General features: G+C 37.5%; 14 protein-coding genes. 13 read left to right on the top strand and 1 reads right to left on the bottom strand.

The window, feature by feature from the left end; genetic code table 11:
- Positions 1-60 precede the first annotated feature (60 nt).
- From upp to Y7E_RS0122775, 13 genes are all read left to right on the top strand, one after another.
- A complete protein-coding gene (gene upp, locus Y7E_RS0122830) occupies positions 61-690 on the top strand; it encodes a uracil phosphoribosyltransferase (RefSeq protein WP_003202275.1) in 630 nt (209 codons plus the stop codon).
- Between the two features lie 393 nt (positions 691-1,083).
- Entirely contained in the window at positions 1,084-1,197 is a 114-nt protein-coding gene (locus Y7E_RS30250) for a DUF4024 domain-containing protein (RefSeq protein WP_034278971.1), read from the top strand.
- Between the two features lie 26 nt (positions 1,198-1,223).
- Complete coding sequence (locus Y7E_RS0122825) at positions 1,224-1,448, top strand: AtpZ/AtpI family protein (RefSeq protein ID WP_001171217.1); 225 nt, start codon at positions 1,224-1,226, stop codon at positions 1,446-1,448.
- Positions 1,448-1,840: an ATP synthase subunit I gene (locus tag Y7E_RS0122820; protein WP_017153554.1), complete on the top strand. Its 393-nt coding sequence runs from the start codon at positions 1,448-1,450 to the stop codon at positions 1,838-1,840. The genes Y7E_RS0122825 and Y7E_RS0122820 overlap by 1 nt, the downstream gene beginning before the upstream one ends.
- A gap of 7 nt (positions 1,841-1,847) precedes the next feature.
- Entirely contained in the window at positions 1,848-2,570 is a 723-nt protein-coding gene (atpB, locus tag Y7E_RS0122815) for a F0F1 ATP synthase subunit A (protein WP_017153553.1), read from the top strand.
- Between the two features lie 61 nt (positions 2,571-2,631).
- Complete coding sequence (gene atpE, locus Y7E_RS0122810) at positions 2,632-2,850, top strand: F0F1 ATP synthase subunit C (RefSeq protein ID WP_000052064.1); 219 nt, start codon at positions 2,632-2,634, stop codon at positions 2,848-2,850.
- Positions 2,851-2,977: 127 nt separating this feature from the next.
- Entirely contained in the window at positions 2,978-3,484 is a 507-nt protein-coding gene (gene atpF / locus Y7E_RS0122805) for a F0F1 ATP synthase subunit B (RefSeq protein ID WP_017153552.1), read from the top strand.
- Positions 3,481-4,023 (top strand): F0F1 ATP synthase subunit delta, encoded by a 543-nt coding sequence (locus tag Y7E_RS0122800; RefSeq protein ID WP_017153551.1) that lies wholly within the window; start codon positions 3,481-3,483, stop codon positions 4,021-4,023. The genes atpF and Y7E_RS0122800 overlap by 4 nt, the downstream gene beginning before the upstream one ends.
- Positions 4,024-4,034: 11 nt before the next feature.
- Positions 4,035-5,546, top strand: a complete 1,512-nt coding sequence (gene atpA / locus Y7E_RS0122795; protein WP_017153550.1) for a F0F1 ATP synthase subunit alpha — start codon at positions 4,035-4,037, stop codon at positions 5,544-5,546.
- 211 nt (positions 5,547-5,757) lie between these two features.
- Complete coding sequence (gene atpG / locus Y7E_RS0122790; RefSeq protein WP_017153549.1) at positions 5,758-6,618, top strand: F0F1 ATP synthase subunit gamma; 861 nt, start codon at positions 5,758-5,760, stop codon at positions 6,616-6,618.
- 359 nt (positions 6,619-6,977) lie between these two features.
- Positions 6,978-8,372, top strand: coding sequence for a F0F1 ATP synthase subunit beta (atpD, locus tag Y7E_RS0122785; RefSeq protein ID WP_017153548.1), 1,395 nt, complete (start codon positions 6,978-6,980; stop codon positions 8,370-8,372).
- A gap of 20 nt (positions 8,373-8,392) precedes the next feature.
- Positions 8,393-8,794, top strand: coding sequence for a F0F1 ATP synthase subunit epsilon (gene atpC, locus Y7E_RS0122780; protein WP_017153547.1), 402 nt, complete (start codon positions 8,393-8,395; stop codon positions 8,792-8,794).
- Positions 8,795-9,059: 265 nt separating this feature from the next.
- A complete protein-coding gene (locus Y7E_RS0122775) occupies positions 9,060-9,851 on the top strand; it encodes a DUF975 family protein (RefSeq protein WP_017153546.1) in 792 nt (263 codons plus the stop codon).
- 74 nt (positions 9,852-9,925) lie between these two features.
- Here Y7E_RS0122775 and Y7E_RS0122770 read toward each other — a convergent pair whose 3' ends face one another.
- A complete protein-coding gene (locus tag Y7E_RS0122770; RefSeq protein ID WP_051128680.1) occupies positions 9,926-12,601 on the bottom strand; it encodes a putative bifunctional diguanylate cyclase/phosphodiesterase in 2,676 nt (891 codons plus the stop codon).
- Positions 12,602-12,766: the final 165 nt, after the last annotated feature.

The following is a 12,766-nucleotide window of genomic DNA, read 5'->3' as shown; positions in this document are numbered from 1 at the left end:
CGTAAATAGTGCAAAACGGCGTGTACACACGCATGAATATCATCTGAAGGAGAGATTCACATGGGAAAACTGTATGTATTTGATCACCCGTTAATTCAACATAAGATTACATATATTCGCGATAAAAATACAGGTACAAAAGAATTTCGTGAATTAGTGGATGAAGTAGCAAGCTTAATGGCATTTGAAATTACACGCGATCTTCCACTTGAAGAAATCGAAATTGAAACACCTGTAAGCAAAGCGAAAACAAAAGTGATCGCTGGTAAAAAGCTTGGTCTAATTCCAATTTTACGTGCAGGCTTAGGAATGGTAGACGGAATTCTAAAATTAATTCCAGCAGCAAAAGTAGGACACGTTGGTTTATACCGTGACCCGAAAACATTGCAACCGGTAGAATACTATGTGAAACTTCCAACGGATGTAGAAGAACGTGACTTTATCGTACTTGATCCAATGTTAGCAACAGGTGGTTCTGCAGCTGAAGCAATTAACTCTCTGAAAAAGCGCGGTGCGAAGCAAATTAAATTAATGTGTATCGTAGCTGCCCCAGAAGGAGTAAAAGTAGTACAAGAAGAGCATCCTGATGTTGATATTTATGTAGCGGCATTAGATGAAAAATTAAATGACCATGGCTATGTTGTTCCAGGTCTTGGCGATGCTGGTGACCGTTTATTTGGTACGAAGTAAGACAACAGACGAGAGGGATTTCCCTACTCGTCTTTTTTATATGTAAATAAGGAGAGTGGGGGAGGTGAAGGTGAAGGTGTATGTAGATGGTATTTTTTGTATATGCAACATAACTTGCATATACATCACATATACTATAGAAGTCTAACGTCTGAGGAACACTATATTATAGAAGAAAAACGTTATATCGTAAAAATATAATAGTGACAAACTTGTGAACTTTTCCTTCCATTATAAAGAGAAAACTTCTAGAAATTGCATATATTTCACCAGTATTTAGAAGGGGAACGTTTTCATTTTTGGGAAGAAATGACTAATACTCAAATTTTTTGATTTTTTACGATTTCTCGTTGACACTGCTAATACCCTATTGTATGCTAACAACGGGGATAGATGGTAGGGCTTTCAGTGACAAAATTGCATCTATTCCGTGACGAAAAAGTAAACTTTTTATTTTGTATAGGATTTATGCAAAAAAATGAGTTATTATTAACACATCGTGAATGAGGGTTACATATTGGAGGGATGAATCCTTGCAAAAAAACGATCGCAACCCAGTAAAAGCTTATGCTTTAATGTCAGGAATTCTTGCTCAATTAGTCGGTTCCATTCTTGTTGGAATCTTTGGTGGGCAATGGATTGATAGTAAGGTTGGAACGTTTCCGTTGTTTCTTATTATAGGTTTATTACTAGGATTAGGAACAGGGATTTACGCAATGATTCGACTCATTCGACATTATTATTCGGGAGAGCAATGATGATAGACGTACATGGACTTGTCCAAAGACAAAAGAAATATATGTACTACTTGCTTGCGCTTTTTGTACTAGGATGGGGCTTCACCTCTTACAAGGATGTATTTCTTGGACTGATTATCGGAACGATTTTCAGTTTTCTTAGTTTGCGCATCATTGCACGTAGAACAGACAAGCTATTAGATCGCGTTACCAATGGAGAGAACGTGAAATTTAAAGCGACAGCTGTCAGTACATATTCAAGATTTGCCACGATTGGGTTATTAATTTTATTTGCAGCGAAATATCAGTATTTAATTGCGATGTGGAGCTTAGGTGTAGGATTGCTGACAGGATATCTTGTCATGATCATAGATTTTCTTTATTTAGAGTATAAGAGCAGGGAAGAGAGGTGAATTACTAGTGGAACACGGTAAATTAGTTGAATTTCTAGGTTTAACGTTCGATTTATCCTCAGTTATGATGGTTACTGTTGCAGCACTTATTGTTTTCATAATCGCTGTTATCGGGACTCGCAGCTTAGCTCTTCGTCCAACAGGAATGCAAAACTTCCTTGAATGGATTTTAGACTTCGTGAAAGGGATCATTAACAGTACGATGGACTGGAAAACAGGTGGACGCTTCTTAACACTTGGCGTTACGCTTATGATGTTTATCTTTGTATCAAACATGCTCGGTCTACCATTCATGTATTCAACAACTGAGGCTGGTGAACATATTGCATGGTGGAGATCGCCAACGTCTGACCCAGCAGTTACATTAACATTAGCCGTGATGGTAGTTACCCTCACCCATTATTATGGAATTAAGATGAAGGGTACAAAAGAATATTTAAAAGGTTATTTCCAACCTATGAAGTTCTTATTTCCTTTAAAGGTTATTGAGGAATTTGCTAACACTTTAACGTTAGGTCTTCGTCTTTTCGGTAACATCTATGCAGGTGAGATTTTATTAGGATTACTTGCTAAATTAGGTGGAAGTGGAGCAGTACTTGGAGCATTCGGTGCTATTGTGCCGATGTTAGCGTGGATGGGATTCAGTGTATTCGTTGGTTCAATCCAAGCGTTTATCTTTACAATGTTAACGATGGTTTATATGGCTCATAAAGTAAGTCATGACCATTAATATACTTTAATAAGTAAGTAAAAAAATCTATTTTTTTATAATACAAAGGAGGACAAATTAAATGAGTTTAGGTGTAATCGCAGCTGCAATTGCAATTGGTTTATCAGCATTAGGTGCAGGTATTGGTAACGGTCTTATCGTATCACGTACAATTGAAGGTGTTGCTCGTCAACCAGAATTAAAAGGCGCACTTCAAACAATTATGTTCATCGGGGTTGCATTAGTTGAGGCACTTCCAATCATCGGTGTAGTTATCGCATTCATCGTAATGAACAAATAAGGGAGACTCCCCTTACATAGATGGCGAAGAGTGTTTTTAGACTTTCTTCGCCATTGCTTTATGAACGAAATGTATGTCTTTTTTTTTCATATAGTAAATTTAGATATCACGAAGGGAGTGAATCCTTGTGCCAACTTTAATTTTAGGAGCTGCCATTCCATTTGGAACGATCGCTTATACATTGGTCGTTTTCCTAATTTTATTAATCATGCTACGTAAATTTGCTTGGGGTCCTTTGATGGGAATTATGAAGGAACGTGAAGAGCATGTTGCTAGTGAAATCGACGCTGCAGAACAAAGCAATGCAGAGGCGAAAAAGTTAGTAGAAGAACAACGTGAAATGTTAAAACAATCACGTGTTGAAGCACAAGAGTTAATCGAAAGAGCGAAAAAGCAAGCAGAAGATCAAAAAGATGTTATTGTTGCTGCTGCAAAAGAAGAAGCAGAATCTATTAAAGCATCTGCCGTACAAGAAATTCAACGCGAAAAAGAGCAAGCAATTGCTGCTCTGCAAGAACAAGTCGCTTCTTTATCTGTTCAAATTGCTTCTAAAGTAATTGAAAAAGAATTAAAAGAAGAAGATCAAGTGAAATTAATTCGCGATTATATTAAAGAAGTAGGAGAAGCGCGATGAGCAATGAGATTGTAGCAAAACGTTATGCTGTCGCTCTTTTTCAAATTGCAAAAGAAAAACACGTATTAGAAATGTTTGAAGAGGAATTACGCCTTGTACAAAACGTTTTTGTAAAGAACGGAGAACTACATAGCTTTTTAACACAACCAAACATTTCAAAGGAGCAGAAAAAAACGTTCCTTTCTAACGTATTCTCTTCTGTTTCTGAATCAATTTTAAATACGTTATATATTTTAGTTGATAACAAACGCATTGAAATTCTACCTGAAATTGCAAATGAATATGTTGTTCTTGCTAATGAAGAACGTAACGTAGCAGATGCAACTGTATATTCGACTCGTCCTCTATCTGAAGAGGAAAAGCTTAACATTGCAGAAGCATTTGCAAAAAGAACAGGAAAAGATGCAATTCGTATTAAAAATGTTGTAGATGAAGATTTACTAGGCGGCATTAAAGTACGCATCGGAAATCGCATTTATGACGGTAGTTTACAAGGAAAGTTAGCACGTATTCAGCGTGAACTTATGAAGAATAGATAGGGGTGAAGCACATGAGCATCAGAGCTGAAGAAATTAGCGCACTGATAAAGCAACAAATCGAGAACTATCAGTCTGAAATCGAAGTTAGTGATGTTGGTACAGTTATCCAAGTTGGTGACGGTATCGCACGTGCTCATGGTCTTGATAACGTTATGGCTGGTGAACTTGTAGAGTTCTCTAACGGCGTTATGGGACTAGCACAAAACTTAGAGGAAAATAACGTAGGTATCATTATTTTAGGACCTTACACAGAAATCCGTGAAGGTGACGAAGTTCGTCGTACTGGTCGCATCATGCAAGTACCAGTAGGAAAAGAACTAATCGGTCGTGTTGTAAATCCATTAGGTCAACCAGTAGATGGTTTAGGCCCAATCAATACAACAAGCACTCGTCCAATCGAAAGCCCAGCACCAGGTGTAATGGATCGTAAATCTGTTCATGAGCCACTTCAAACAGGTATTAAAGCGATCGATGCTCTTGTACCAATTGGTCGTGGTCAACGTGAGTTAATCATCGGTGACCGTCAAACTGGTAAAACAGCAGTTGCACTTGATACAATCTTGAATCAAAAAGATGAAGATATGATTTGTATCTATGTTGCAATCGGACAAAAAGAATCTACAGTACGTAACGTAGTAGAAACACTACGTAAGCACGGTGCATTAGAATACACAATCGTTGTAACAGCATCAGCTTCTCAACCAGCTCCATTATTATACTTAGCTCCTTACGCTGGTGTAACAATGGGTGAAGAGTTCATGTACAACGGAAAACACGTATTAGTAGTATATGATGACTTATCAAAACAAGCAGCTGCTTATCGTGAGCTTTCATTACTATTACGTCGTCCTCCAGGTCGTGAAGCGTATCCAGGGGATGTATTCTACTTACATTCTCGCTTACTGGAGCGTGCAGCAAAATTAAGTGATGCAAAAGGCGGCGGTTCTTTAACAGCTCTACCTTTCATCGAAACACAAGCAGGGGACGTATCAGCTTACATCCCAACAAACGTAATCTCTATCACAGATGGACAAATCTTCTTACAATCTGATTTATTCTTCTCTGGCGTACGTCCAGCAATTGATGCAGGTACTTCAGTATCTCGTGTTGGTGGATCTGCTCAGATTAAAGCGATGAGTAAAGTATCAGGTACACTTCGTCTTGACCTTGCATCTTATCGTGAGTTAGAAGCGTTCGCTCAGTTCGGTTCTGACCTTGATAAAGCAACACAAGCGAAATTAAATCGTGGTGCTCGCACAGTTGAAGTATTAAAACAAGGATTACACAAACCGTTACGAGTAGAGAAACAAGTTATTATTCTTTACGCTCTAACACGTGGATTCCTAGATGATATCCCAGTAGCAGATATCACTCGTTTTGAAGAAGAATTCCATGCTTGGTTAGATTCAAATGCAGCTGAGTTATTAAGCGAAATTCGCACAACAAAGAAACTTGCGGATGACGAAAAATTTGCTGCAGCAATCAATGGATTTAAGAAAGTATTCGTAGCTTCTGAAGCATAAAAAGCGGAAGCGGCTTGTGCCGCTGGAGCTAGATTATATAAATAGGCAACTCTTACGGGAATTGCTGACGGTTATGTAGAGGAAAAGAGTAGGTGCACCTATTCTTTTCCTTCAATCATGAGCAAGAATATCTTGCAACGTAGATTAGGAAGATGAACCAAAAGGATTCTTACTAATCGTGCCAACTTCCGGAAAAAGGTGGTGAAAACCTGTGGCATCTTTACGCGATATAAAAGCGAAAATTAACTCGACAAAGAAAACGAGTCAAATTACGAAAGCGATGGAGATGGTATCTGCATCGAAGTTAAGTCGTGCAGAGCAAAATGCTAAATCTTTCGTTCCGTATATGGAAAAAATTCAAGAAGTAGTAGCGAGCATTGCACAAGGTAGCAAAGGGATTAATCATCCAATGCTAACAGCGCGTCCTGTAAAACGTACAGGATACATCGTTATTACATCTGATCGCGGACTAGCAGGTGGTTATAACAGTAACGTATTACGTACGGTAAGTAACGTAATTCGTGAACGTCATAATATGGATTCAAACCAATATTCAATTATTGTGCTTGGACGACTAGGACGTGATTATTTAAAACGTCGTGGCTTTAATATTATTGATGAAGTAGTTGGATTATCTGACCACCCATCATTTACAGATATTAAAGATCTTGCTTCTCGAGCAATCGCGATGTTTGCAGATGGTGCTTATGATGAGCTGTATATTTACTACAACCATTTTGTAAGTAAAATTTCACAAGAAGTAACGGAAAACAAAATTTTACCGCTTACGGAAGTGACGTCTGACAAACCGACAACAGCTTATGAATTTGAACCTTCTGAAGAAGATATCTTAAAAGTATTATTGCCTCAATACGCAGAAAGCTTAGTGTACGGTGCATTACTAGATGGTAAAGCAAGTGAACACGCAGCGCGTATGACAGCAATGAAGAGTGCTACAGACAACGCGATGGAAGTTATCGATTCACTTACACTTTCATTCAACCGTGCTCGTCAAGCAGCGATTACGCAAGAAATTACAGAAATCGTTGGTGGAGCGGCAGCGTTAGAATAGTATTAAAAAGGCGGAAGCGGTTCGTTCAGAATGAGAGGGGGATGGAGCTTTTGACGTAGAGGCGTTCTTTGCCTCGCAGGAAAAAGCGAAGCCACCGAACATTCTAACCGCTGTAGCTGGATTCAGTAAAAAGCGGAGGCGGCTTGTCCAGAACAGGAGGGCGTTGGAGCTCCTGACGAAGAGGCGTTCTTTGCCTCGCAGGAAGGTGCGAAACGACCGACTGTTCTAGCCGCCGGAGCTAGATTAATAAAAAGCGGAAGCGGTTCTCTCGGAAGAGCCGCTCAAGCTACACTAATAAAAAATGAAAGCCGACTCTCATAGAAAGCTGGCTAATTTAAAGAAAGCTAGGAGGGAACCCGATGAATAAAGGGCGCGTTACGCAAATCATGGGTCCGGTTGTAGACGTTAAGTTTGACGGCGGAAAGCTACCTGAAATCTACAATGCCCTTAGAATTAAACAAGACGCAGTTAACTTAACTTTAGAAGTTGCGCTTCACTTAGGTGATGATACAGTTCGTACAGTTGCGATGTCTTCCACAGACGGACTTGTTCGCGGTACAGAAGTAGAAGATACTGGTAAACCAATCTCTGTTCCGGTTGGTGATGCAACACTTGGTCGTGTATTTAACGTATTAGGTGATGCAATTGATTTAGATGGTGAAGTTGCAGCGGATGTACGCCGTGATCCAATTCACCGTCAAGCACCTGCATTCGAAGAGTTATCTACAAAAGTAGAAATTCTTGAAACTGGTATTAAAGTAGTAGACTTACTTGCACCATACATTAAAGGTGGTAAAATCGGTCTATTCGGTGGTGCCGGTGTAGGTAAAACAGTATTAATCCAGGAGTTAATTAATAACATCGCACAAGAGCACGGTGGTATTTCTGTATTCGCTGGTGTAGGTGAGCGTACTCGTGAAGGTAACGACTTATATCACGAAATGAGCGATTCTGGCGTAATCAAGAAAACAGCGATGGTATTCGGACAAATGAACGAGCCACCTGGTGCACGTCAACGTGTTGCATTAACAGGTTTAACAATGGCTGAACATTTCCGTGATGAGCAAGGACAAGACGTACTATTGTTCATCGATAACATCTTCCGTTTCACGCAAGCAGGTTCTGAAGTATCTGCCCTTCTTGGTCGTATGCCATCTGCGGTAGGTTACCAACCAACACTTGCAACAGAAATGGGTCAATTACAAGAACGTATTACATCTACAAATAAAGGGTCTATCACGTCTATCCAAGCGGTATATGTACCAGCCGATGACTATACTGACCCAGCACCAGCTACAACGTTCGCTCACTTAGATGCAACAACAAACTTAGAGCGTCGTTTAACACAAATGGGTATTTACCCAGCGGTAGATCCATTGGCATCTACATCTCGTGCACTTTCTCCAGAAATCGTAGGAGAAGAGCATTATGAAGTAGCTCGTCAAGTACAGCAAACTCTTCAACGTTATAAAGAGCTTCAAGATATCATCGCTATCTTAGGTATGGATGAGATCTCTGAAGAAGATAAGTTAGTTGTACAACGTGCTCGTCGCATTCAGTTCTTCTTATCACAAAACTTCCACGTAGCGGAGCAATTTACAGGTCAAAAAGGTTCTTATGTACCTGTAAAAGAAACAGTTCGTGGTTTCAAAGAAATTCTAGAAGGAAAATATGATGACCTTCCAGAAGATGCATTCCGTCTTGTTGGTGGTATTGAAGAAGTTATCGAAAACGCGAAGAAAATGATGGCGTAAGGCCTTAGGAGGGACGAATTATGAAGACATTTCCAGTCAGTATTGTAACTCCTGATGGACCGGTTTACGAAAAAGAAGTAGAAATGGTAAGCGTGAAAGCAGAAAGTGGGGAAATGGGGATCTTACCAGGTCACATTCCAACTGTTGCACCGCTGAAAATTAGTGCGGTTCGTTTGAAAAATGGCGGTCACACTGATTATGTAGCGGTAAGCGGTGGCTTTATCGAAGTTCGTCCAGATAAAGTAACAGTATTAGCACCATCTGCTGAAGAAGCAAACCATATCGATATTCATCGTGCAAACGAAGCGAAGCGTCGTGCTGAGCAACGTATGCAAGATAAACAAGTACATGTTGACTTCAAGCGTGCCGAGCTGGCGCTGCAGCGTGCAGTAAACCGTTTGAACGTTTCCGATATGAAATAAAAAAATCCGTAAAGGTTCATTCCTTTACGGATTTTTTTATATTGTGATGTTAAAGTACTGTAAAAGAAAAGGGATTGAGTAGAGATAAAAATTCTTCGCAATCAACGTTTTAAATAAAAATGGAAACTATGTATCCCAAAATTTTTTCCAAAAATGGTATAATTATTGTGTTTCTGCCTAGAGCGAATTATGAAAAAATAGTAATCTTATAGGTTGTAATGAATACGATAATTTTACAGCTTTGATTGAAAAAGGGGATGAGAAATTGATTAGTGAAATGAAACGAGAAGCTTTACAATCATTGAAGGGAAAATGGGGACTGGGTGTAGGTTCGACAATTTTATATGGCATTTTAAGTTATATTGTCTCATTAGTGGCAACTTTAATTGTTATTATTCCTTTTGTACTTGTATTTATGTCACTTGGTAGTTCTATTAATTTATTTGAAGAGGAAACAGCGACAATTGGTTTTATTGTTACTTTCGTTATTTTTTATGTTCTTATGATACTTGTGAATCTTGGAACATATGGTATTACAGCGTATGGTTACACGAATGTGTTTTTAAATATTAGCAGGAGACAAGGTGCTACAATAGATGCCTTATTTGAAGGATTTCGTGGTTTTAAAAGAATGATGAATGCTGCGAAGGCGATGCTCTTAATCTCTTTATATTCCGGAATATGGATTCCATTCGTATTAATGATTATTGTTGGTTTGTTAGGAGATGAGACAAGAGGTGCTGGGGAAGGATCAGCAATCGCATTTTTTGTTTTATTATTTATTTCATTTATTGTCATGATTATTGCTTATTTTTCATATTCGATGACTTATTATGTTATGATAGACAATCCGGAATATGGTGCTTTACAAGCAATGAAAGAAAGTAAGGCAATTATGAAAGGACATAAAATGGATTTATTTCTTTTATGGCTGAGCTTCATTGGTTGGGCAGTGTTAGCTATGTTTACTTTGGGAATAGGATTCCTTTGGTTATGTCCATATTTTACAACAACAACGGCACATTTTTATCAACATATATCAAATAAAGAATTATGATAGGAGTACATATGGAAACGAGATGCACATATGTACCTCATTTTTTTGAATGATGAAAACCCCAAGCATAAACATTAATTGTTCATGCTTGGGGTTTTTTGTAGGAATTTCATAAATTCTTTACCGCTTAGCGGCTTGCTAAAGTAATAGCCTTGCATATATTTACAACCATTGTTTTGTAAGAATTGGAGTTGTTCTTTTGTTTCAATTCCTTCTGCAACAACAGAGAACTTTAATGTATTGGCAAGTGAAAGAATTGTTGATACAATCGCTTTTTCTTCTTCGCGATGTTTAGCCATTTGTGTAAATTCTCTTGGTACTTTTAATGTATCAATTGGGTAAAGAGATAGATAGGCAAGTGATGAGTAGCCTGTACCAAAGTCATCTATTGATGTTTGAATTCCGTATTCTTTTAATTGTCTTAGCTTTAATAAAGTTTCTTCTTCATCTATCATTGCAATTCGTTCCGTTAATTCGAGTGTTAAGAATTTGGGCTCTAAGTTTGCTTCTTGCAGTATATTTAGAATTACATCAATTAAGTTATCCTGCTGAAATTCTTTGGCTGATAAATTAACGCTCATGTTTAAATCGCAATAACCGAATCTATGCCACACTTGTAGTTGTTGACAAGCTTGTTTTAACATCCAGTGACTGAGTGGTATCATTTGTATCGTTTCTTCCGCTATTGGGATGAACTCACACGGAGAAATCATTCCTAGTTCCGGATGTTGCCAACGAATTAACGCCTCTGCACCAATTATCTTTTTTGTGACGATATCAATTTGTGGCTGATAGACGATAGAGAATTCATGATTTGCTAAGGCAAGCGGTAAGTCTTTTTCAATTCTAGCTCTTCGCTCCATCTTCTCATATAGTTCTTTCGTATAAAAAGAACTACCATTTTTTCCTTTATGTTTTGTTTCATACATCGCCATATCAGCGTGCTGCAAAATAGACATTGCATCTTCACCATCTTCTGGATAGATAGCGATACCGATACTTGGTGAGATTTGCAGTAGATGATTTTCAATTTCAAATGGTTCATTCATCGACGATAAAATGTTATCTGCAATTCTTTGTACTTCAGAGTCTTCCTCATAGTCTTCTGCGAGAAGTGTAAACTCATCTCCAGCAAGCCTTGCAATCTTCACATTTGGTTTTGAAATTTGTTGCAATCGTTTTGCGACAGCAATTAAGAGAAGGTCTCCTACCCGATGTCCAAGGGTATCATTTATAATTTTAAAGCGATCTAAGTCAAGAAACATAACTGCAAAGGAACTTTTTTCTTTTTTCGCTCTTATAATGGCAGATTCAAGGTATTCCTGGAAAGCGCGGCGATTTGCTAGTTCAGTTAATGTATCATGATATGCTAGGAAGTTAATTTGCTCTTGTTGTTGTTTGCTTTCTGTGATGTCTTTAATCATCAGATAAATTCCTGTAATATGTTCCTTTAAAATAATAGGAACAGCTGTAACGTGTAAATAATAAATGTCTCTGTTTTTATGGTATGCTCGTATATCTAAAGAAGTAGAATGTCCTTGTTTTACATAACGAAGAGTATCAATTACTTTTTGGGCATCCTTTTCATAAACAAGGGAATGACAGGGTCTTAGTAATAGCTCATTTGTTTGATAGCCAAGCAATGTAGTTCCAGCATTATTAACATTTAAAAAATTACCATATAAATCCAATGTAAAAATTGGATCTGGATGATGTTCATATAAAGATTGAAACATTTGCTTACTTTGAAACAATTTATTTTTTTGATCCACTAAATCTTCTGTGCGCAATTCAATTTGTTTTTCTAGTTCTAGACTGAAATGCAGTTGTTTTAGTAAAAGCATTCTATTTTGTCTTCGTACTAACATATGACGAATCAATACAAAGAAAAATGTAACAATAAGCCCAGTTACTAAAGCGGGTGTAAAGACGTGCTCCACTAATATAAATATACTAAGTGCAATAACAGATATATATGGTAGCAATAAACGGATTGCTTTACCGGCTTGTGGTGTTACAAGCACTTGCTCATGTTCCTTAATACTTTTTGTGTGAAGTACACATGCAATCGTAATCATCATTAGTACAGCTTGGTAAAGTGGTGAGACCGTAAACATGGAATACCCTGGTGTGAAATATTTAATGTACGCATAAATAGAATCTATACTTGCATACAAAATAAGAGAACTTCCAAGTAGTAGCGAAACCTGTTTTGAAATAAGTGATAGTGACCGAAATAATAAGTTAATTCCTATCAATAGAAATAATAAATTTGCCATCGGATACATAATTTGAATACCCATGTTGATAAGAGATAAGGTAACTATATGAATGGCTTGTTCAATGAGAAGGTAATAACTTAAAGTGAATTGGGCGGTCACAATGATGCAAATATCACATATAGTAAAGAGTTTCTCCCATATATTTTTGTTATACATCATTTTGTATAAAAAGGCGGATACGAAACTTATTATAAATAATAAATAAAAAATATCAGATGGATCAACAAACGTATAATAGTCACGCAGAATTAGCCTCTGATAGGAAACGATAATATCGCCAATACTATAAAAGATTATACCGATTGTAAATAATATCCAAATTTTAGAAGGATGTTTATCTGCACGCAATGAAAAGTAGAATAAATAACTACACATTATTACATCGAGGAGAATGGTAGTTGTGCTCGATATTATTTGAAATGAAAACGAGTATCCAGACAAAAAGAGTAAAGAGATATAGTGTACCATCAGATATAGGGATACAAATCCTATAAGGATGGTTACATGTTTGCTTTTTTTTGACTTCACTGAGTTCACCTGCAATATAGATGAGTATATATTATCCTTTTCTTTATATATTGCATCTTGTCTTTGGAGAAATACTTGAAAAATATTTGCAGTTGTCATATTTTA

Origin of the sequence: Bacillus bingmayongensis, from assembly GCF_000299035.1 — a bacterium.
Taxonomy (GTDB): domain Bacteria; phylum Bacillota; class Bacilli; order Bacillales; family Bacillaceae_G; genus Bacillus_A; species Bacillus_A bingmayongensis.
This window is presented reverse-complemented; position numbering and strand designations above follow the sequence as displayed.

What these genes read in the sequence shown, in the direction of transcription:
- atpA (WP_017153550.1), top strand. Translation starts at nt 4,035, where the DNA reads ATGAGCATCAGAGCTGAAGAAATTAGCGCACTGATAAAGCAACAAATC.
- upp (WP_003202275.1), top strand. Translation starts at nt 61, where the DNA reads ATGGGAAAACTGTATGTATTTGATCACCCGTTAATTCAACATAAGATT.
- atpD (WP_017153548.1), top strand. Translation starts at nt 6,978, where the DNA reads ATGAATAAAGGGCGCGTTACGCAAATCATGGGTCCGGTTGTAGACGTT.
- Y7E_RS0122800 (WP_017153551.1), top strand. Translation starts at nt 3,481, where the DNA reads ATGAGCAATGAGATTGTAGCAAAACGTTATGCTGTCGCTCTTTTTCAA.
- atpC (WP_017153547.1), top strand. Translation starts at nt 8,393, where the DNA reads ATGAAGACATTTCCAGTCAGTATTGTAACTCCTGATGGACCGGTTTAC.
- atpE (WP_000052064.1), top strand. Translation starts at nt 2,632, where the DNA reads ATGAGTTTAGGTGTAATCGCAGCTGCAATTGCAATTGGTTTATCAGCA.
- Y7E_RS0122820 (WP_017153554.1), top strand. Translation starts at nt 1,448, where the DNA reads ATGATAGACGTACATGGACTTGTCCAAAGACAAAAGAAATATATGTAC.
- Y7E_RS0122770 (WP_051128680.1), bottom strand. Translation starts at nt 12,601, where the DNA reads ATGGTACACTATATCTCTTTACTCTTTTTGTCTGGATACTCGTTTTCA.
- Y7E_RS30250 (WP_034278971.1), top strand. Translation starts at nt 1,084, where the DNA reads ATGGTAGGGCTTTCAGTGACAAAATTGCATCTATTCCGTGACGAAAAA.